Here is a 20,347-nt window from a genome sequence, read left to right on the forward strand (position 1 = left end):
CGGCTTAGCGAGGTTCTATGGTTGAGGTTGAGCGGCACTCCTACGACGTGGTCGTGATCGGTGCCGGCGGCGCGGGCTTGCGCGCGGTCATCGAAGCCAGGGAGCGGGGCCTGCGGGTCGCCGTGGTGTGCAAGTCGCTGTTCGGCAAGGCCCACACCGTGATGGCCGAGGGCGGTTGCGCGGCGTCCATGGGGAACACCAACCCGAAGGACAACTGGAAGACCCACTTCGGCGACACCATGCGCGGCGGCAAGTTCCTCAACAACTGGCGCATGGCCGAACTGCACGCCAAGGAGGCGCCGGACCGGGTCTGGGAGCTGGAGACCTACGGCGCGCTGTTCGACCGCCTGAAGGACGGCAAGATCAGCCAGCGCAACTTCGGCGGGCACACCTACCCCCGGCTCGCCCACGTCGGTGACCGCACCGGGCTGGAACTGATCCGCACCATGCAGCAAAAGATCGTCTCGCTGCAACAGGAGGACTTCGCCGAACTCGGTGACTACGAGGCCCGGATCCGGGTGTACGCCGAAACGACGATCACCGAGCTGATCAAGGACGGTGACGCGATCGCCGGGGCCTTCGGCTACATCCGGGAGAGCGGGAACTTCATCCTGTTCGAGGCCCCCGCCGTGGTGCTGGCCACCGGCGGCATCGGCAAGTCGTTCAAGGTCACCTCCAACTCCTGGGAGTACACCGGCGACGGGCACGCGCTGGCGCTGCGCGCCGGCGCCAGCCTGATCAACATGGAGTTCGTCCAGTTCCACCCGACCGGGATGGTATGGCCGCCCAGCGTGAAGGGGATTCTGGTCACCGAAGGCGTCCGCGGCGACGGCGGCGTGCTGAAGAACTCCGACGACAAGCGGTTCATGTTCGACTACATCCCGTCGGTGTTCAAGGGCCAGTACGCCGAGTCCGAGAGCGAAGCCGACCAGTGGCTCAAGGACAACGACTCGGCGCGCCGCACCCCGGACCTGCTGCCGCGTGATGAGGTCGCGCGCGCGATCAACTCGGAGGTCAAGGCCGGCCGGGGCAGCCCACACGGCGGCGTCTACCTCGACATCGCCTCCCGGCTGACACCCGCCGAGATCAACCGGCGGCTGCCGTCGATGTACCACCAGTTCAAGGAGCTGGCCGGTGTCGACATCACCAAGGAGCCCATGGAGGTCGGGCCGACCTGTCACTACGTGATGGGCGGCGTCGAGGTGGACGCCGACACCGGCGCCGCCACCGTTCCCGGGTTGTTCGCCGCGGGCGAGTGCTCCGGCGGCATGCACGGCTCCAACCGGCTCGGGGGTAACTCGCTGTCGGACCTGCTGGTCTTCGGGCGCCGCGCCGGCCTCGGCGCCGCCGACTACGTGCGCGCCCTGTCCAGCCGCCCGACGATCGCCGAGGACGCCGTCGAGACCGCCGCCAAGCGGGCCCTGTCCCCCTTCGAGACGCCGACCAACGGCGCCGCCGCGGAGAACCCCTACACCCTTCAGCTGGAGCTGCAGCAGTCGATGAACGACCTGGTGGGGATCATCCGCAAGGAGGAAGAGATCACCGAGGCCCTCGCGCGGCTCGACAAGCTGCGGGAGCGGTTCAAGCACATCCACGTCGACGGCGACCGGCGGTACAACCCCGGGTGGAACTTGGCCATCGACCTGCGCAACATGCTGCTGGTCAGCGAGTGCGTCGCCAAGGCCGCGCTGCAGCGCACCGAGAGCCGCGGCGGGCACACCCGCGACGACCACCCGTCGATGGACTCGTCGTGGCGCAAGGTGCTGCTGGTCTGCCAGGCCGCGGGCGGTGACGAGGTGATCCCCGACATCTCCGTCACCCGCAAGGACCAGGTGCCGATGCGGGCCGATCTGCTCGAGCTGTTTGAGATCGGCGAGCTGGAGAAGTACTACACCGACGAAGAGTTGGCCGACCATCCGGGACGGAGTGGGAAATGACCTACAACGCGACCATGCGCGTGTGGCGCGGCGACGACGCCAACGGCGCGTTGCAGGACTTCACGGTCGAGGTCAACGAAGGCGAGGTGGTGCTCGACATCATCCACCGCCTGCAGCAGACCCAAACTCCGGATCTGGCCGTGCGGTGGAACTGCAAGGCCGGTAAGTGCGGCTCCTGCTCGGCGGAGATCAACGGGTACCCCCGGCTGCTGTGCATGACCCGGATGTCGACGTTCGCCGAGGACGAGGTTGTCACCGTCACGCCGCTGCGGACCTTCCCCGTGATCCGCGACCTGGTCACCGACGTCTCGTTCAATTACGAGAAGGCCCGCGAGATCCCCGCGTTCGCGCCGCCGAAGGAGCTGCAGCCCGGCGAGTACCGGATGGCTCAGCAGGATGTGCAGCGCTCGCAGGAGTTCCGCAAGTGCATCGAGTGCTTCCTGTGCCAGAACGTCTGCCACGTGGTCCGCGACCACGAGGAGAACAAGAAGGCGTTCGCCGGGCCCCGTTTCCTGATGCGGATCGCCGAGCTGGAGATGCACCCGCTGGACACGCTCGACCGGCGCAACCAGGCGCAAGAACAGCATGGCCTCGGCTACTGCAACATCACCAAGTGCTGCACCGAGGTGTGCCCGGAGAACATCAAGATCACCGACAACGCGCTGATCCCGATGAAAGAACGGGTCGCCGACCGCAAGTACGACCCCGTGGTGTGGTTGGGCAACAAGCTGTTCCGTCGCTGAATCCGGTGCCCGCCCGGCGTTATGGGCCGGGTGGCATCGGGTAACCGAAACTGCGTCCTGTCGCGCCGCCGGTAACGGCGGTCGAGCTACGACCGGAAAGGCAGTCGATGAATTTGACCCGAGAAACCGCCAGTCTCAACCAGATTCGCACGGCGATCCGGCAGTTGTCGGTGCGGGCCCAGCTGGCCCACAAGGAGGGGCGGCACGGCGACGCCGCCGAGATCGAGCACCGCATCGAGGACTTCCGGCAGGAATTGAGCCACCGGCCCTGACCGGAAGGGCCGCGGGCGCTCAGACGCCGAGTCGGCGGAATGCGCTGCGGTGAAACACGATGGGCGCGACGTCGGCGTCCACGGTGACCTCGCTGACCCGCAGCACGACGATGGTGTGGTCGCCCGCCGGGATCGTCTGCTCGATCGAACTCTCCAGCCACAGGCCGGTGCCCTTGATGAACACCGCGCCGGTGGATCGCGACACCGTCTCCAGCCCCGCAAACCGGTCGCCCGTCTTGGCGGCCAGGGTTCGCGCGGCCTCGTCGTGCGATTCGCCGAGGACGCTGATGCCGAGCATCGGCAGGTCCTTGAGCTTGGGCCATGTCGTCGACGTGTTCTGCACACAGAACGAGACGAGGGGCGGATCGAGTGAGACGGGCACGAAGGTGCTGGCGGCCAAGCCCTCGCGGATGCCGTTCACCTCGGCGGCGATCGCGACCACCCCGGAGGGGAAGTGACCGAAGGCCTCGCGAAGCGAGGACGGTGTCAGCTGGTTGTTCGAGTTCACCGGATCGCCCCTAGAGCCGGAGACAGATTGACATCGGCGACCCTACCTGCCACCGCCGGCGGCCTCACGATCGCCCCTGCTCGACCGGCTTGCGGGCCGGCTCGCGACCGGGCCCGGCGTCGCCCGCCCGGAAACCGTGCGCGGCGGCCACGTCCGGATGCGCCCGCAACCTGCTCTTCCAGGCGTTGCGCCCGTAGACCGAGAACATCGGGTCCGATGGATCCCGCGTCGGGGTCCAGCCGTCAGCGCCGGGCGCGGTGAGCTCGGCCGGCAGCGTCAGCAGCGGGACCTGGGCGTCCAGCCGCGGGTTGAAGAAGAACGGCACCGAGATGCGCTCGGCGCGCGCGCCGCGCAGGTCGACGCGGTGCTCGGTGGCGCGCAGGTAGCCACCCGTCGCCACCTCCAGCAGTTCCCCGATATTGACGATGAACGCCCCGTCGCGCGGCGGCACGTCCACCCAGTCACCGCCGTCACGGCGCACCTGCAGCCCGCGGCTGCCTGGCTCGGCCAACAGCAGCGTCAGCACGCCGGAGTCGCGGTGCGCACCCACGCCCTGCGCGCTGGCAGCGCCGGCCGGATACCGGATGATCTTGATCAGGGTCGCCGGCGCCCCGGCGAAGGCCGCGTCGAACACGTCGGGCGGACTGCCCAAGGACGCCGCCCAGTGCCGAAGCAGGGTGCGCGCGACCCGCGAGAGCGCGGCGTCCCACTCCGCCACCACGCCGGGGAGTTCCGGCAGCGCGGCCGGCCACTGGTTGGGGCCCTGCAACCAGCGGTAGTCCGAAGGGCCCAGGCCGGCGATCGGCGGCCGTTGCGGGCCGATATCAATCTGCTCGCGCCAATCCACCTCGCCGCGGGTCAGCTCACCCCCGAGCCGGGTGTAGCCGCGGAAGTGCGGGCTGCGCACCATCGCGACGGCGTCCTTGTCCCGCTGTGGCAGCGCGAACAGCCGGCGCGCCGCCGCCAGCAGCCGCGTCGTCAGCGCTGGCGGCACGTCGTGGCCGATCAGATAGAAGAACCCGACGTCATGACCGGCCGCCCGCAGGCTCTCCCGCAGGGCTCCGGCGCCGGCCCGCAGGTCGACGGTGGCGATCTCGTCGGCGGTGGCGGGGACACCTGGCACAGTCGTCATGATTCCATCATCACCGCAGCTAGAGCGGCCGCGGGCGGCCCGGGTTTAACTAGCCCAACCGGTTGGTTAATTAGGCAATGAAATGTAGCTCACATTCGCTTGCATACGTCTGACGCTAGCGATATTTTAGCGGTGTTACTGGTGGGTAACTTAGACCTAGTACCCAACCACAAGTGGCATTCTCAACGAGGAGGACCTGTAGTGAGCCACTACAAGAGCAACGTCCGTGACCAGGTATTCAACCTGTTCGAGGTCCTGGGCGTTGAGAAGGCGCTGGGCCAGGGCGAGTACGCCGACCTGGACGCCGACACAGCCCAGGAAATGTTGACCGAGATCAGCCGTCTCGCCGAGGGTCCGGTCGCGGACTCCTTCGTCGAGGGTGACCGCAACCCGCCGGTCTTCGACCCGAAGACGCATTCGGTGACCCTGCCGGAGTCCTTCAAGAAGTCCGTCCGCGCCGTCACCGACGCGGGCTGGGACAAGGTCGGCATCGACGAGGTGCTCGGCGGCATGCCGATGCCCCGCGCGCTGGTCTGGGCGCTGCACGAGCACCTGCTCGGCGCCAACCCGGCCGTCTGGATGTACGGCGGTGGCGCCGGCTTCGCCAACATCCTGTACCACCTCGGCACCGAGGAGCAGCGCAAGTGGGCCGTCATCTGCGCCGAGCGCGGCTGGGGCTCCACGATGGTGCTGACCGAGCCCGACGCGGGTTCCGACGTCGGCGCCGGCCGTACCAAGGCGGTCCAGCAGGAGGACGGCTCCTGGCACATCGACGGTGTGAAGCGGTTCATCACCTCCGCCGACTCCGACGACCTGTTCGAGAACATCTTCCACCTGGTGCTGGCCCGCCCCGAGGGCGCCGGCCCCGGCACCAAGGGCCTGTCGCTGTTCTTCGTGCCCAAGTTCCTGTTCGACTTCGAGACCGGTGAGCTGGGCGAGCGCAACGGCGTCTTCGTCACCAACGTCGAGCACAAAATGGGTTTGAAGGTCTCCGCGACCTGCGAGCTGTCCTTCGGCCAGCACGACGTGCCCGCCAAGGGTTGGCTCGTCGGCGAGGTGCACAACGGCATCGCGCAGATGTTCGAGGTCATCGAGCAGGCGCGCATGATGGTCGGCACGAAGGCCATCGCGACCCTGTCGACGGGCTACCTCAACGCGTTGGAGTACGCCAAGTCGCGCGTGCAGGGCGCCGACCTGACGCAGATGACCGACAAGACCGCGCCGCGGGTGACCATCACGCACCACCCCGACGTGCGGCGCTCGCTGATGACCCAGAAGGCCTACGCCGAGGGTCTGCGCGCGCTGTACCTCTACACCGCGACCTACCAGGACGCGGCGGTCGCCGAGGCGGTGCACGGCGTGGACGCGGAGCTGGCGGTCAAGGTCAACGACCTGATGCTGCCGGTGGTCAAGGGGGTGGGCTCGGAGCAGGCGTACGCCAAGCTCACCGAGAGCCTGCAGACCTTCGGTGGTTCCGGCTTCCTGCAGGACTACCCGATCGAGCAGTACATCCGCGACGCCAAGATCGACTCCCTCTACGAGGGCACCACGGCCATCCAGGCGCAGGACTTCTTCTTCCGCAAGATCGTCCGCGACAAGGGTGTGGCGTTGGCCCACGTGTCGGGTGAGATCCAGAAGTTCGTCGACAGCGAGTCCGGCAACGGGCGGCTCAAGACCGAGCGCGAGCTGCTGGCCAAGGCGCTGGCCGACGTGCAAGGGATGGCGGCCACGCTGACCGGTTACCTGATGGCGGCGCAAGAGGACGTGACCAGCCTGTACAAGGTGGGCCTGGGCTCGGTGCGCTTCCTGATGAGCGTCGGCGACCTGGTGATCGGGTGGCTGCTGCAGCGTCAGGCCGCCGTCGCGGTGCAGGCGCTGGACGCCGGCGCCAGCGGCGAGGACCGGTCGTTCTACGAGGGCAAGATCGCGGTGGCGTCGTTCTTCGCGAAGAACTTCCTGCCGCTGCTGGCCAGCACCCGCGAGGTCATCGAGACGCTGGACAACGACATCATGGAGCTCGACGAGGCCGCCTTCTAGGCCAACCGAGGGCAGACGCAGAAATCCCCCGTTTCCGGGCAAGGGAAGCGGGGGATTTCTCGTCGGCGACCCGCGCCCGGCGTGGGCGGGACGGCCCGCGCGTGCAAAAGGCCGCCGCTGGATCCCCTCGTTCCAGCGGCGGCCCTTTTCGTGCGCCTGCCTCGCGGATGACAGACGGTCGAACCAGGGATGCCCCGTGTTGCCGTCGGGGTCGGGGGGTCAGACCGCAACACGGGGCCATCCGGCACTACGGATACCCCGCCCTCGGGGCGGCTAATCCGCTGTGACCGAATTGCTTCACGGCTGAATCGCTCCCGTGCTCAGGCTTCCAGGATGGCGGCCACGCCCTGGCCGCCGGCCGCGCAAATCGAGATCAGCGCGCGTACGGGCTTACCGCCGGTCTGTTCGCTCTTCTTCTGCGCGAGCTGCTTGGCGGCCTGGGCCAAGATCCGTCCGCCGGTGGCGGCGAACGGGTGCCCGGCGGCCAACGACGACCCGTTGACGTTGAGCTTGGAGCGGTCGATGGACCCCAGCGCGGCGTCCAGTCCCAGGCGCTCCTTGCAGTACTCCTCGGATTCCCACGCCTGCAGATGGGCGAGCACGACCGACGCGAACGCCTCGTGAATCTCGTAGAAGTCGAAGTCCTGCAGGCTCAGGCCGTTGCGGGCAAGCAACCGCGGGACCGCGTAGGTGGGCGCCATCAGCAGGCCGTCGCGGCCGTTCACGTAGTCCACGGCGGCGGTCTCGGCGTCGATCAGATAGGCCAGCGGCGTCAGCGAGTGGGCCGCGGCCCAGTCCTCGCTGGCGAGCAGTGCCACCGAGGCGCCGTCCGTCAACGGAGTCGAGTTGCCGGCCGTCATCGTCGCGTCGCCGGCCTTGACGCCGAACACCGGGCGCAGCTTGGCCAGCTTCTCCGCTGAGGAGTCCGGCCGCAGGTTGTCGTCGCGGTAGAGCCCGAGGAACGGGGTGACCAGGTCGTCGAAAAAGCCCCGCTCATAGGCGGCGGCCATGTTGCGGTGGCTCGCCGCGGCGAGCTCGTCTTGGTCGACGCGCTTGATGCCCATCTGCTTGGCGGTGAGCGCCTGGTGCTCCCCCATGGACAGCCCGGTGCGCGGCTCGCTGTTGACGGGGATCTCGACGCCCAGCGTGGCCGGCAGCGTGCCGACCAGCTTGAGGCGCTGCACGTTCGACTTGGCGCGGCGCAGCTTCAGCAGGGTGCGGCGCAGGTTGTCGCCCAGCCCGATCGGCGCGTCGGAGGTGGTGTCCACGCCGCCGGCCGCGGCCACGTCATAGCGGCCGGCCGCGATGCCCTCGGCGGCGACCACCGCCGCCTGCAGCCCGGTGCCGCAGGCCTGCTGCAGGTCGAACGCCGGCGTGTAGGACGACAGGGCGGAACCGAGCACGCATTCGCGGGTGAGGTTGAAATCACGGCTGTGCTTGAGCACAGCGCCGCCGACAACCATTCCCAACCGCTCGCCGTCGAGCCCGAAGCGGTCGACCAGACCGCCCAGGGCGGCGGTGAACATGTCCTGGTTGGACGCCTCGGCGTAGGCGCCGTCGGACCTGGCGAACGGGATGCGGTTGCCGCCCAGCACGGCCACCGGCCGCCTGGGAGCTGTCGCCCGTTGACTAGCCGGGGTGTTTGCCGCAGAACTTGCAGGAGCCACGTTTCTCTCCGGTCATCGGTTTCGGGACTGGCCGTCTGGGGCCATACTACTCACTGTTCTTACTCTGAAGTAAGTTCGTCCTCGATACGGTGGTGCTAGGCGTGCGTTCTCTGACATACCCCGTTCGCACACCTTTCGCACCGCCGACCCACGCTGATCCGCCGCACCTCAGACAGACACCTCAAACAGACACCTCAGACAGACATCCAGACAGAACAGGGAAGGTAGCTCCGGTGGCTCCCAAGGCTTCGTCCGATTTGTTCTCCCAGATCGTCAACTCCGGTCCCGGCTCGTTCCTGGCCAAGCAGCTCGGCCTCCCGCAGCCCGAACAGCTGCGCCGCTACCGGGCGGGGGATCCGCCGCTGGCCGGCTCGCTGCTGATCGGCGGCGAGGGCCGGGTGGCCGAGCCGCTGCGGGCGGCGCTGGCCGATGACTACGACTTGGTGGGCAACAACCTGGGCGGCCGCTGGGCCGACCGGTTCGGCGGGCTGGTCTACGACGCCACCGGGATCACCACCCCCGAAGGCCTCAAGGGGCTCTACGAGTTCTTCACGCCGCTGCTGCGCAACCTCGGGCACTCCGGGCGGGTGGCCGTCATCGGCACCACGCCCGACGCCGCCGCGAGCCCCGAGGAACGCATCGCGCAGCGGGCCCTGGAGGGTTTCACCCGCTCGCTGGGCAAGGAGCTCCGCAACGGCGCCACGGTGGCGCTGGTGTACTTGTCGCCCGACGCCAAGCCCGCCGCGACCGGCCTGGAATCGACGCTGCGGTTCATCCTGTCGGCGAAGTCGGCGTACGTCGACGGTCAGGTGTTCTACATCGGCGCGGCGGACGCCACTCCCCCGGCGGACTGGGACCGGCCGCTGGACGGCAAGGTCGCGATCGTCACGGGCGCCGCCCGCGGCATCGGGGCGACCATCGCGGAGGTGTTCGCCCGCGACGGCGCCCGCGTGGTCGCGATCGACGTCGAGTCGGCGGCCGAGGCCCTGGCCGAGACCGCGAGCCGGGTGGGGGGCACCGCGCTGTGGCTCGACGTCACCGCGCCAGACGCGGTGGACAAGATCACCGAGCACCTGCGCGAGCACCACGGCGGGCGGGCCGACATCCTGGTCAACAACGCCGGCATCACCCGCGACAAGCTGTTGGCCAACATGGACGAGGCGCGCTGGGACTCGGTGCTGGCCGTCAACCTGCTGGCGCCGTTGCACCTCACCGAGGGGCTGGTGGGCAACGGCACTCTGGGCGAGGGCGGCCGGGTTATCGGCCTGTCGTCGATGGCCGGGATCGCCGGCAACCGCGGGCAAACCAACTACGCCACCACCAAGGCCGGCATGATCGGCCTGACGCAGGCGCTGGCGCCGGAGCTCTACGACAAGGGCATCACCATCAACGCCGTCGCGCCGGGCTTCATCGAGACGCAGATGACGGCGGCCATCCCGCTGGCCACCCGGGAGGTCGGCCGGCGGCTGAACTCGCTGCTGCAGGGCGGCCAGCCGGTGGACGTGGCGGAGACCATCGCCTATTTCGCCAGCCCGGCGTCGAACGCGGTGACCGGCAACGTCATCCGCGTCTGCGGCCAGGCCATGCTGGGCGCCTGACGAACCCGAGGAGTACGCCATGAACCAGCCAAGCGGCCTGAAGAACATGCTGCGCGCGGCGGCCGGCGCGCTGCCCGTGGTGTCCCGCGGCACGGACCTGCCCAACCGCACGGTCACCGTCGAGGAGCTACCCATCGACCGTACGAACGTGGCCGAATACGCGGCGGTCACCGGATTGCGGTACGGCAATCACGTTCCGCTGACCTACCCGTTCGCGTTGACGTTCCCCGCGCTGATGTCGCTGGTGACCGGGTTCGACTTTCCGTTCGCCGCAATGGGTTCGGTGCACGTCGAGAACCACATCACGCAGTACCGCCCGATCGCGGTGACCGACACCGTCGGGGTGCGCGTGCACGCCGAGAACCTGCGGGAGCACCGCAAGGGCCTGCTGGTGGACCTGGTCACCGACGTCAACGTCGGCAACGACACCGCGTGGCATCAGGTGACGACGTTCCTGCACCAGCAGCGCACCAGCCTGTCCGACGAGCCGAAACCGCCGCCTCAGAAACAGCCCAAGCTGCCGCCGCCGGGCACCGTGCTGCGCATCACGCCCGCGCAGATCCGCCGCTACGCCGCGGTCGGAGGGGATCACAACCCCATCCACACCAATGCGATCGCGGCCAAGCTGTTTGGCTTCCCGACGGTGATCGCGCACGGGATGTTCAGCGCGGCGGCCATTTTGGCGAATATCGAAGCACGACTGCCCGACGCGGTGCGGTACTCGGTGCGGTTCGGCAAGCCGGTCATCCTGCCCGCGACCACGGGGCTCTACAACGAGGAGCGCCACGACGGCTGGGACCTGACGCTGCGCAATATCGCCAAGGGCTACCCGCACGTGACCGGCACGGTGCGGGGCCTCTAGCCGGCGTGCGTCCGGCCGCCGCCCGCGATAAGGACTCGCATGCCGTGGGCGCTGGTCGCGGTCAGCAGGAACAGCAGAAACAGCCACAGCGGGGGCCGCGCGAGCTCCCAGACGAAGATGGCCGCCCAGATCGGTGAGCCCTGCGTCACCGCCAGCACGCCGGCCGCGCCGGCCAGCGACACCGCCGGCACGTGCAGGTCGGTGCCGGTGGCCCAGTTGATCGTCAGCACCAGCGCCGCCCCGGCGGCCGCGCCCGTGGCCAGTGACGGCGTGAGCAAGCCGCCGGCCCCGCCGGCGCGCAGGAACAACGCGGTCAGCAGCGGTTTGAGCGCCAGAATGGCGAGCGCGGAGACCAGCGTCATGCCGCTGGCCAGGCTCACGGTCAGGATGCTGCGCCCGTTGCCGGGCAGCTCCGGCCACCGGTAGGAGCACAAGCCCGTCACCAGGCCCGCGCCGGCCAGCGCCGGAACCAGCAGCCAGCCGCGCATGGCCGCACGCGGCCGCGCGACCGCCATCAACCGGTTGAACGCCAGGCCCACCAGCAGCGTCACGGGCGCCAGCAGCAGCCCGTGCGCGGTCAACAGGTACGTCGACTCACCCACGGGCCAGTGCAGGTTGGGCTCGTCGCGGGTGACGGCCGAGCCCACGGCGACGGCCAGGCCGGAGGACAGCAACGCCGCCCCGACCGCCCGCGGCTGCCAGGTTTGCAGCAGGATGCGCACGGCGAACAGGGCGCCCGCCAGCGGCACGGCGTACACCGCGCCGAGGCCGGCGCCGGCCGCGCAGGCCAGCAGCGTCCTGCGGTCGTCGTCGGACAACCGCCGTAGCCAACCCGTCCCCGCATCGCCCAGCGCCGCGGCCAACTGGCGCGGCGCCCCCTCCCGCCCCAGGGAAGCCCCGGAGCCGACGAGGAGCACCTGCAGCAGGGCGTCGAGGCTCCAAGGCAGCCGGGGGACGCGCTCGCGGCCCATGATGGTGCCCGCCAGGGGCGGGACGTCTACGCGGCGTCGCAGCAGCCACCAGCCGGCTCCCGCGAGCGCGCCTCCGATCATCGGGCCGACGGTGCGCCGCACCAGGCCGCTGGCGGCGACACCGGCCAACATCGCACCGAATTGGTAGTGGTAGGTGGCGTGCTGCACCAGACGCAACACGACCGTCGTCGCGACGCCCGCGACGCCGGCCAGCAGGCCGACGATGATCGCGGCGGCGAAGAAGTCGAGGCTGTTGGGGGCGGGGTGGCGAGCGGGTACGGGCGACACAGCCACCCCACGAATGTAGGGCTAGGCGCCGGTTTTGTCGTGGCGCGCCGCCGCGGCGTCCCGCTCACCCGGCGCGCCCCGCAACCCGTGCCAGAACAGGTGGATCATCCACTCGGCCGCCTCGTCGACGTCGACGTCCCCGGTGCTGAGCCGGTTGGCCGTCGCCTCACCGGCGCCCACCAGCGCGACGGCCATCATCTCGTGTTCGCGCTCGGAGCGCGGGGCGCGGCTGCCGGCGCGGACCAGTCCCGCGACCAGTTCGATGATCTGCTCGCGCCCCTCGCGCACCACATGCGCGAAGGTCTGCGAGCTGGTGGCCTGGGTGTACATCACGATCCAGGACGCCCGGTTGGCGTCGATGTAACGCATGAACGACACAATGGCGTTGCGCAGCAACTCTTTTGGGCTCTGAGTGAAGTCGATGTCGGCGCGTACCGCGTCGATGAAGCGGCTGAGCTCCCGGTTCAGGCAGGCGCCGAACAGGTCTTCCTTGGAGCCGTAGTACAGGTAGAGCATCGGCTTGGAGATCTCGGCCTCGGCGGCGATCGCGTCCATCGAGGTCTCGTGGTAGCCGTTGACCGAGAACATCTGCACGGCGGCGTCGAGCATCTGCTGCTCGCGGACAGCGCGCGGTAACCGCTTGGTACCACCCGCCATCGCTTACCTTCCGTCCAACTGACTCCAGGGTAAGCGACCCGATGAGCGTCCACCGGCCGCGCGACCGGCGCGCTAGTGGCCGCAGGCGGGGCTGCGACCCTTCATCGCCGCCACCCGGCCGAGGGACTCGTCGACCCGCTGGGCCGACAGGTCGCCCGCGGCGACCGCCTGCTGCAGCCGGTCCAAAACGGCGGGCACCTCGTCGGTGGTGACCCACAGCGCGATGTCCGTGCCGGCCTGCAGGGTGCGCAGCACCGCCTCGGCGACCCCGAACCGGTCGGAGATCGCGGCCATGCTGGACAGGTCGTCACTGAACACCGGCCCGGTGAACGGCGGGCCGCCGTAGCCGACGCCGTCGCGCAGCAGCTGCACGGCCTTGGGGCTCAGGCTGGCCGGGTCGGTGCCGGTGAGCTCCGGGACCTGCAGGTGGCCGACCATCACCGCGACCGGCGTGGCCTTCACCAGCGTCCGGTAGGGCACCAGGTCGCTGCCCTGCAGGGCGCTCAGCGGCGGCGTCACGACGCCGCCGGTGTGCGAGTCACCCGAGCCGTGGCCGTGACCGGGGAAGTGTTTGAGCACCGGCAGCAGCCCGCCGTCGCGCAGGCCCTGCGCGTAGGCGCCGGCGTACTCGGTGACCTGCTGCGGATCGTTGCCGAACGAGCGGTCGCCGATGACGCTGTCGTCGGGTTCGTCGCTGACGTCGACGACCGGGGCGAAATCGACGGTGATGCCCAGGTCATGCATCTTCTTGGCGCGGGCCGCCGCCAGGTCGTGCACCTGTGCGGGCGTTTGGGTCTGCGCGAGCTGCCGCGCCGAGGGCGCCGCCCCGATCAGCGACTTCAGCCGCGACACCCGGCCGCCCTCTTCGTCGACGCTGACGGCCAGCGGTAGCGGCCCCGCCTTGGCCGTGATGTCGGCCAGCGGCCCGTTGAACAGCGACAGGTCCGTCCAGCTGCCGATGAAGATGCCGCCGACGTGCTGGCCGGTGACGACGGCGCGCGCGTCGTCGGCGTTCTTCACGCCCACCATCAGCAGTTGGGCCAGCTTGTCGCGCAGCGGCAGCGCGCCCAGGTCGCCGCAGGCCGGGGGCGCCGGCGCGGCAGCCGGCCTGCTCGACGGGGCCGACGACGCGGGTGGCCGCGCGTGGTGCCCGCAGCCTGTCAAGCCCGCCAGCAAGCCCGTCGCGGCGGCGAGCACCGCCAGGGCGCGCGAGAATGCCATCGGGCCATGCTGTCAGGCGTGCGTTTCGTTCCCGGCGCCAGGGGGGATCAGCGGTACGTTGCTGATCAGGGGGCCAGCGAGTTCAACGGCTGGCAGGGAGGAGCCCGCGATGGCCGGTTTCACCCTGGCCGCTACGGCCAGTGTCGCGGCGGGGCTGGTGTTGGGGGTCGCCGCGACCTTCGGGGTCACGCTGGCCGCGGAGAGCTACGCCGACCACGGCCCCGCGCCGGCGCAGAGCGCGCCGCGGCCGGCCGGCCCCAGCGTGGTGCAGTACGGCGACCGGTGCATCCACGGGCACTGTCTGCACTGGTGACGCGCGGGCCGGGCGGCCCGCCGCCGTTCTGCTAGGTTGAGGCGAGATGGCCTTCCCTTCGAAGGCCCCTGAAAGTCCACCGCCCGCACCGCAAGCCCGAGGAGCCGTCGATGAACCGGATCGTTGCGCCCGCCGCCGCGAGCGTGGTGGTTGGTCTGCTGCTGGGCGCGGCCGCGATCTTCGGGATCACGTTGATGGTGCAGCAGGACACGAAGCCGCCACTTCCCGGGGGCGATCCGCAGTCGTCAGTGCTCAACCGGGTCGAGTACGGCAACCGTAGCTAGCGGCCAGGCCGGGCGCAGCGGATCACCGCCACACTCTTCACGGCCGCGGGCGGGGTCGGCGCCGATCTCGCGTTCCACGGCTGCGCCCCTGCCGCGACGGTGCCTGTGGCTGGTCGGGGCGATCGCCTGCGCGCTGACGTTCGCGCAGTCTCCCGGCCGGATCTCCCCCGACACCAAGCTCGACCTCACCGCGAATCCGCTGCGGTTCCTCGCCCGGGCGACGAACCTGTGGAACAGCGAGCTGCCGTTCGGGCAGGCCCAGAACCAGGCCTACGGGTATCTGTTTCCGCACGGCGCCTTTTTCCTGGCGGGCCACGCCGTGGGCATGCCGGGGTGGGTGACGCAGCGCCTGTGGTGGGCTTTGCTGCTCACCGCCGGCTTCTGGGGCCTGCTGCGGGTCGCCGAGGCGTTGCGGATCGGCAGCACGCCCGCCCGGGTGATCGCCGCCGCCGCGTTCGCGTTCTCGCCGCGGGTGCTCACCACGCTCGGGTCGATCTCGTCGGAGACCCTGCCGATGATGCTCGCGCCCTGGGTGCTGCTGCCGACCATCCTGGCGCTGCAGGGGTCGACGACCAGGTCGGTGCGCGGGTTCGCCGGCCGGGCCGGGCTGGCCGTGGCGTTGATGGGCGCGGTCAACGCGATCGCCACGCTGGCCGGCTGCCTGCCCGCGGTCATCTGGTGGGCGTGCCACCGGCCTAACCGGTTGTGGTGGCGCTACACCGGCTGGTGGCTGGTGTCGCTGTTGCTGGCGACGCTGTGGTGGGTGGTGGCGTTGGCGATGCTGCGCACGATCAGCCCGCCGTTCCTCGACTTCATCGAGTCCTCCGGGGTGACCACGCAATGGTCGTCGCTGGTCGAGACCCTGCGCGGCACCGACAGTTGGACACCCTTCGTCGCCCCGACCGCCACGGCGGGTTCGCCGTTGGTGACGGGGTCGGCCGCCGTCCTGGGCACCTGCCTGGTCGCGGCGGCCGGGTTGGCCGGCCTGGCCAGCGCCGGCATGCCCGCCCGTGGGCGGTTGGTGACCATGCTGATGCTGGGAGTGGCGTTGCTGGCCGCGGGCTACAGCGGCGGGCTGGGCTCGCCGGTGGCCCACCAGGTGCAGTATTTCCTGGACGCCGCCGGCGCGCCGCTGCGCAACGTGCACAAGCTCGAATCGGTGATCAGGATCCCCATCGTGTTGGGCCTGGCGCAGCTGCTGGGTCGCGTCCCGCTGCCCGGTGCGGGCCCGACGACGGCGTGGCTGCGGGCGTTCGCCCACCCCGAGCGGGACAAACGGGTGGCGGTGGTTGTCGTCATCCTGACGGCGCTGGCGGTCAGCACGTCGCTGGCCTGGACGGGCCGGCTGACCCCGCCCGGCACGTTCACCGCGATCCCGCGGTACTGGCAGGACGCCGCCCACTGGCTCACCGAGCACAACAAGGCGACGCCGCAGCCCGGCCGGGTGCTGGTGGTTCCCGGGGCCCCGTTCGCCACCCAGGTGTGGGGCACCAGCCACGACGAGCCGTTGCAGGTCCTCGGCGACAGCCCCTGGGGGGTGCGCGATTCGATCCCGCTGACCCCGCCGCAGACCATCCGCGCCCTGGATTCGGTGCAACGTTTGTTCGCGGCGGGACGCCCGTCGCCTGGGCTCGCCGATACTCTTGCCCGCCAAGGCATTTCGTATCTCGCGGTGCGCAACGACCTGGATCCGGACACGTCGCGCTCGGCCCGCCCGATCCTGGTGCACCGCGCCGTCGAGGGCTCGCCGGGGCTGCGGAAGGTGGCGCAGTTCGGCGACCCGGTCGGGCCCGGGACGCTGACGGGTTTCGTCACCGACAGCGGGTTGCGGCCGCGCTTCCCGGCGGTGGAGATCTACGCCGTCGAAACCCCCGACAGCCGCAATCCCGGCGCGCCTTATCTCGTGGACACCGACGCGCTGACGCGGGTCGACGGCGGGCCGGAAGTGCTGTTGCGCCTCGACGAGCGCCGCCGACTGCTTGGCCGGGCATCCCTGGGCCCGGTGCTGTTGACGGCCGACGCGCGTGGCGCCGACCTGCCGGCGCCGGCGGTGACGGTGACCGACACCCCGGTGGCGCGCGAGACCGATTACGGCCGGGTGGACCAACATTCGTCGGCCGTCCGCTCGCCCGGCGACGCGCGGCACACCTACAACCGCGTGCCCGACTACCCGGTGCCCGGCGCGGACCCCGTCAACGGCGCCTGGACGGGCGGCCGCATCACGGTGTCGAGTTCGTCGTCGGACTCCACCGCGATGCCCGACGTCGCGCCGGCGACCGCCCCGACGGCGGCCGTCGACGGGGACCCCGCCACGGCGTGGGTGTCCAACTCGCTGCAGTCGGCCGTCGGGCAGTGGCTGCGCATCGATTTCGACCATCCGGTGACCAACGCGGCGATCACCCTGACACCCAGCGCGACGGCCGTCGGGGCCCAGGTGCGCCGCATCCTCGTCGAAACCGCCACGGGCAGCACCACGTTGCGCTTCGACGAGCCGGGCAAGCCGCTCGTCGCGGCGTTGCCCTACGGCGAGACGCCGTGGGTGCGGATCACCGCCGCCGCCACCGACGACGGCTCACCGGGCGTGCAGTTCGGCATCACCGACCTGGCGATCACCCAGTTCGACGCGTCCGGGTTCGCCCACCACGTCGACCTGCGGCACACCGTCGAAGTGCCCGGCCCCCCACCGGGTTCCGCCGTCGCCCGCTGGGACCTGGGATCGGAACTGCTTGGCAGGCCCGGCTGCGCCCCGGCGCCCGACGGGGTGCGGTGCGCGTCGTCGATGGCGTTGACGGCCGAGGAACCGGTGAACTTCAGCCGAACGCTGACCGTCCCGGCACCGACGTCAGTGACCCCGGTGTTGTGGGTGCGACCCCGCCAGGGCCCGAAGCTCGCCGACCTGATCGCCGAACCCAACACCGTTCGCGCACAAGGAGACTCGGACCTCATCGACGTCCTCGGATCGGCATACGCGGCGACGGACGGCGATCCGTCCACCGCGTGGACGGCGCCGCAGCGGGTGGTGCAACACAAGACACCACCCACGCTGACACTCACCCTGCCGCACCCCACCGTGGTGTCGGCGGTGCGGTTGGCGCCCAGCAGGTCGGTGCTGCCCGCCCACCCCACCATGGTCGCCGTCAACCTCGGCGACGGCCCGCAGGTCGCGCCGCTACCGGCCGATCGCGACGGCAGCCCCCAAACGGTGCCCGTGCGCCCGCGGCTGACCGACACCGTGACCATCAGCCTGCTCGACTGGGAAGACATCATCGACCGCAACGCGTTGGGTTTCGATCAGCTCAAGCCGCCGGGGCTGGCCGAGGTGGCGGTGCTCGGCGCCGACGGCGCCCCGATCGCGCCGGCCGACGCCGCCCGCAACCGCCTTCGCCGGGTCGACCTCGGCTGTGACGGACCAGTGCAGGGCCCGGTGATCGCCGTTGCCGGCCGCTTCCTGCACACCTCGATCCACACCACCGCAGGCGCCCTGCTCGACGGTGACCCCGTCGCGGCGGTGCCCTGCGAGCGGGACCCGATCGCGTTGCCCGCGGGCAAGCAGGAGCTGTTGATCAGCCCCGGTGCCCAGTTCGTCGTCGACGGTGTCGAGCTGTCCACCCCTTCCGTTAGCGAAATGTGTTCGGGCGCGGTGGTTCCCACGTGGCAGGAGTGGGGCCCCGCCCGGCGCGTGGTGCGGGCCGGGCCGTCGCCCGCCTCGCGGGTGCTGGTGATCCCGGAAAGCAGCAACCCCGGCTGGGTGGCGCGCACCAGCGCGGGCGCCCGGCTGACGCCGGTGGCGGTCAACGGATGGCAGCAGGGCTGGGTGGTCCCGGCGGGCGACCCGGGCACCATCACGCTGACCTTCTCCTCCAACGGGCTCTACCGCGCCGGCCTGGCGGTCGGCCTGGCGCTGCTGCCCCTGCTGGCCCTGCTGGCGTTCTGGCGCACCCGTCGCAAGAGAGACGACCCCATGCCAGCGCCGGCGCGACCGTGGCGGCCCGGCGCCTGGGCCGCCGTCGCGGCCGTGGGCGCCGCCGCGGTGATCGCCGGCGTGGCCGGGGCCGCCGTGGTCGGTGGCGCGCTGGCCGTGCGGTATTGGCGGCGCGGCCACCGCGTGGACCGGGCCACCCTCGTGGTCAGCGCCGCGGGCCTGATCCTGGCCGGCGCCGCGCTGTCGCGGCAGCCCTGGCGGTCCGTCGACGGCTACGCCGGTCACTCGGCGACGGTGCAGCTGTTGGCGCTGCTGTCGCTGGCTGCCGTGGCCGCCCGCGCCGTCGTCCCGGACGACGCGGCGGCCGATCCCGGCGCGGCGTCGCCGGACCGGTAACCGGCCGGTTTACCGGCGGCGGCATTGGATATGCGAGTGGATGACAGCGCCGATCCACCAAGGAGGCCCGGCCATGACCTGGTTGTCCGCGCCGGAATACTGGCTGGGCAGGCTGGTGCTCCAGCGCGGCGTCGCGGTGGTCTACCTGCTGGCGTTCGTCGCCGCCGCCACGCAATTCCGGGCGCTGATCGGCCGCAACGGCATCCTGCCCGTGCCACGGTTCCTGGCGACGCAGTCATTTTGGCGCGCGCCGAGCCTGTTTCAGGTGCACTACAGCGATCGGCTGTTCGCGACCGTCGCCTGGTGCGGCGCGGCGTTGTCGGCGGCCATGGTCGCCGGCGCGGCCGACGCGGTGCCGCTTGCGGTGTCGATGGGCATTTGGCTGACGCTGTGGGCGCTGTACCTGTCGATCGTCAACGTGGGGCAGACGTGGTACGCCTTCGGCTGGGAGTCGCTGCTGCTGGAGACCGGATTCTTGATGATCTTCTTGGGCAACGGCGACGTCGCGCCGCCCGTGCTGACGCTCTGGATGGTGCGGTTGCTGTTGTTCCGCGTCGAATTCGGGGCGGGCCTGATCAAGTTGCGCGGCGACGCGTGCTGGCGCGATTTGACCTGCCTGTACTACCACCACGAGACGCAGCCGATGCCCGGGCCGCTCAGCTGGTTCTTCCACCACCTGCCCAAGCCGCTGCACCGCATCGAGGCGGCGGGTAACCATTTGTCGCAACTCGTGGTGCCGTTCGGCTTGTTCGCGCCGCAACCCGTGGCCAGCGTGGCGGCGGCGATCATCGCGGTCACCCAGCTGTGGCTGGTCGCCTCGGGCAACTTCGCGTGGCTCAACTGGGTGACGATCCTGCTGGCTTGCAGCGCCATCGACGACACGTCGGTCAATGCGGTGCTGCCCGGGTCGGTGCACCTCGCGCAGCCGGTGTGGCCGGTAGCGCCGACGTGGTTCGCCGCGCTGGTGGCCGCGGTCGCGGCGGCGGTGCTGGTGCTCAACTACTGGCCGGTGCGCAACATGCTCTCCTCGCGACAGCGAATGAACATGTCCTTCAATGCCTTTCATCTGGTAAACACGTACGGGGCGTTCGGCAGCGTCGGACGCATCCGTCACGAGGTGGTGATCGAGGGCACCGCCGACGCGGACCTGACCGACCGCACGGCCTGGGGGGAATACGAATTCAAGGGCAAACCGGGGTCGGTACGCCGACTCCCACGTCAGTGGGCGCCGTACCACCTGCGCCTGGACTGGCTGATGTGGTTCGCCGCCCTGTCACCGGGATACGCGCAGCCATGGCTGCTGCCGTTCCTGCGGCGGCTGTTGCACAACGACCCCGCGACGTTGAAGCTGTTGCGGCGCAATCCGTTCCCGGACGCGCCGCCGCGCCACGTCCGCGCGCAGCTGTACCGCTACCGCTTCACCACGCCGTCCGAACTGCGCCGCGAGGGCACCTGGTGGCACCGCGACCTGATCGGCACCTACGTCCCACCGGTGTCCTTGCCCGCGGCGACAATCCGGCACGGCTGAGCACAACGACA

Annotated in this window: 16 protein-coding genes; 10 read left to right on the forward strand and 6 right to left on the reverse strand. The window is 70.4% G+C overall.

Going from position 1 to position 20,347, the window contains the following annotated elements; all coding sequences use genetic code 11:
• The first annotated feature begins 17 nt into the window (after positions 1-17).
• From A5714_RS02005 to A5714_RS26455, 3 genes are all read left to right on the forward strand, one after another.
• Positions 18-1,937 carry a fumarate reductase/succinate dehydrogenase flavoprotein subunit gene (locus tag A5714_RS02005; RefSeq protein WP_068070267.1) on the forward strand — a complete coding sequence of 640 codons (1,920 nt, stop codon included), beginning with the start codon at positions 18-20 and terminating at the stop codon, positions 1,935-1,937.
• Positions 1,934-2,680, forward strand: coding sequence for a succinate dehydrogenase/fumarate reductase iron-sulfur subunit (locus tag A5714_RS02010; RefSeq protein ID WP_068070268.1), 747 nt, complete (start codon positions 1,934-1,936; stop codon positions 2,678-2,680). Before A5714_RS02005 ends, A5714_RS02010 begins: the two co-directional genes overlap by 4 nt.
• 107 nt (positions 2,681-2,787) lie before the next feature.
• Positions 2,788-2,952 (forward strand): hypothetical protein, encoded by a 165-nt coding sequence (locus A5714_RS26455; protein WP_197513505.1) that lies wholly within the window; start codon positions 2,788-2,790, stop codon positions 2,950-2,952.
• A gap of 19 nt (positions 2,953-2,971) precedes the next feature.
• On the opposite strand, the gene A5714_RS02015 is transcribed toward A5714_RS26455, so the two are convergent.
• Together A5714_RS02015 and A5714_RS02020 are read right to left on the reverse strand one after the other, a co-directional pair.
• Positions 2,972-3,460 carry a flavin reductase family protein gene (locus A5714_RS02015; RefSeq protein WP_068070269.1) on the reverse strand — a complete coding sequence of 163 codons (489 nt, stop codon included), beginning with the start codon at positions 3,458-3,460 and terminating at the stop codon, positions 2,972-2,974.
• Positions 3,461-3,524: 64 nt separating this feature from the next.
• Complete coding sequence (locus A5714_RS02020) at positions 3,525-4,592, reverse strand: isopenicillin N synthase family oxygenase (RefSeq protein WP_068070270.1); 1,068 nt, start codon at positions 4,590-4,592, stop codon at positions 3,525-3,527.
• Between the two features lie 201 nt (positions 4,593-4,793).
• Here A5714_RS02020 and A5714_RS02025 point away from each other — a divergent pair, with 201 nt between their 5' ends.
• Positions 4,794-6,629: an acyl-CoA dehydrogenase gene (locus A5714_RS02025; RefSeq protein WP_068070271.1), complete on the forward strand. Its 1,836-nt coding sequence runs from the start codon at positions 4,794-4,796 to the stop codon at positions 6,627-6,629.
• Between the two features lie 320 nt (positions 6,630-6,949).
• On the opposite strand, the gene A5714_RS02030 is transcribed toward A5714_RS02025, so the two are convergent.
• Positions 6,950-8,296 carry an acetyl-CoA C-acetyltransferase gene (locus A5714_RS02030; RefSeq protein WP_068282239.1) on the reverse strand — a complete coding sequence of 449 codons (1,347 nt, stop codon included), beginning with the start codon at positions 8,294-8,296 and terminating at the stop codon, positions 6,950-6,952.
• Between the two features lie 233 nt (positions 8,297-8,529).
• Here A5714_RS02030 and A5714_RS02035 point away from each other — a divergent pair, with 233 nt between their 5' ends.
• Entirely contained in the window at positions 8,530-9,894 is a 1,365-nt protein-coding gene (locus A5714_RS02035) for a 3-oxoacyl-ACP reductase (RefSeq protein ID WP_068070273.1), read from the forward strand.
• Between the two features lie 19 nt (positions 9,895-9,913).
• Positions 9,914-10,756 (forward strand): MaoC/PaaZ C-terminal domain-containing protein, encoded by an 843-nt coding sequence (locus tag A5714_RS02040; protein WP_068282242.1) that lies wholly within the window; start codon positions 9,914-9,916, stop codon positions 10,754-10,756.
• On the opposite strand, the gene A5714_RS02045 is transcribed toward A5714_RS02040, so the two are convergent.
• The 3 genes from A5714_RS02045 to A5714_RS02055 all read right to left on the reverse strand — a co-directional run bounded on the left by A5714_RS02045 (position 10,753) and on the right by A5714_RS02055 (position 13,893).
• Positions 10,753-12,015 (reverse strand): chloride channel protein, encoded by a 1,263-nt coding sequence (locus tag A5714_RS02045; RefSeq protein ID WP_068282245.1) that lies wholly within the window; start codon positions 12,013-12,015, stop codon positions 10,753-10,755. The two genes, A5714_RS02040 and A5714_RS02045, sit on opposite strands and share 4 nt — an antisense overlap.
• A gap of 21 nt (positions 12,016-12,036) precedes the next feature.
• On the reverse strand, positions 12,037-12,672 hold the full coding sequence (locus A5714_RS02050; RefSeq protein ID WP_068070276.1) for a TetR/AcrR family transcriptional regulator: 636 nt from the start codon (positions 12,670-12,672) through the stop codon (positions 12,037-12,039).
• Between the two features lie 72 nt (positions 12,673-12,744).
• Positions 12,745-13,893: a glycoside hydrolase family 3 N-terminal domain-containing protein gene (locus A5714_RS02055; RefSeq protein WP_068282250.1), complete on the reverse strand. Its 1,149-nt coding sequence runs from the start codon at positions 13,891-13,893 to the stop codon at positions 12,745-12,747.
• A 109-nt stretch (positions 13,894-14,002) separates the two neighbouring features.
• Between A5714_RS02055 and A5714_RS02060 the strand changes: the two genes are divergently transcribed.
• From A5714_RS02060 to A5714_RS02075, 4 genes are all read left to right on the forward strand, one after another.
• Entirely contained in the window at positions 14,003-14,206 is a 204-nt protein-coding gene (locus A5714_RS02060; RefSeq protein ID WP_068204519.1) for a DUF2613 domain-containing protein, read from the forward strand.
• Positions 14,207-14,316: 110 nt separating this feature from the next.
• Entirely contained in the window at positions 14,317-14,490 is a 174-nt protein-coding gene (locus A5714_RS02065) for a DUF2613 domain-containing protein (protein ID WP_007769006.1), read from the forward strand.
• A gap of 64 nt (positions 14,491-14,554) precedes the next feature.
• Entirely contained in the window at positions 14,555-18,808 is a 4,254-nt protein-coding gene (locus A5714_RS02070; protein ID WP_197513508.1) for a DUF3367 domain-containing protein, read from the forward strand.
• A gap of 73 nt (positions 18,809-18,881) precedes the next feature.
• Entirely contained in the window at positions 18,882-20,336 is a 1,455-nt protein-coding gene (locus A5714_RS02075) for a lipase maturation factor family protein (protein WP_068282256.1), read from the forward strand.
• Positions 20,337-20,347 lie beyond the last annotated feature (11 nt).

The sequence above is a fragment of the Mycobacterium sp. E2462 genome (assembly GCF_001672685.1).
Taxonomy (GTDB): Bacteria; Actinomycetota; Actinomycetes; order Mycobacteriales; family Mycobacteriaceae; genus Mycobacterium.

Bases quoted from the DNA above. Each gene is read 5' to 3' on its own strand.
- A5714_RS02075 (WP_068282256.1), top strand. From the start codon at position 18,882: ATGACCTGGTTGTCCGCGCCGGAATACTGGCTGGGCAGGCTGGTGCTC.
- A5714_RS02050 (WP_068070276.1), bottom strand. From the start codon at position 12,672: ATGGCGGGTGGTACCAAGCGGTTACCGCGCGCTGTCCGCGAGCAGCAG.
- A5714_RS02060 (WP_068204519.1), top strand. From the start codon at position 14,003: ATGGCCGGTTTCACCCTGGCCGCTACGGCCAGTGTCGCGGCGGGGCTG.
- A5714_RS02010 (WP_068070268.1), top strand. From the start codon at position 1,934: ATGACCTACAACGCGACCATGCGCGTGTGGCGCGGCGACGACGCCAAC.
- A5714_RS02055 (WP_068282250.1), bottom strand. From the start codon at position 13,893: ATGGCATTCTCGCGCGCCCTGGCGGTGCTCGCCGCCGCGACGGGCTTG.
- A5714_RS02065 (WP_007769006.1), top strand. From the start codon at position 14,317: ATGAACCGGATCGTTGCGCCCGCCGCCGCGAGCGTGGTGGTTGGTCTG.
- A5714_RS26455 (WP_197513505.1), top strand. From the start codon at position 2,788: ATGAATTTGACCCGAGAAACCGCCAGTCTCAACCAGATTCGCACGGCG.
- A5714_RS02020 (WP_068070270.1), bottom strand. From the start codon at position 4,592: ATGACGACTGTGCCAGGTGTCCCCGCCACCGCCGACGAGATCGCCACC.
- A5714_RS02005 (WP_068070267.1), top strand. From the start codon at position 18: ATGGTTGAGGTTGAGCGGCACTCCTACGACGTGGTCGTGATCGGTGCC.
- A5714_RS02040 (WP_068282242.1), top strand. From the start codon at position 9,914: ATGAACCAGCCAAGCGGCCTGAAGAACATGCTGCGCGCGGCGGCCGGC.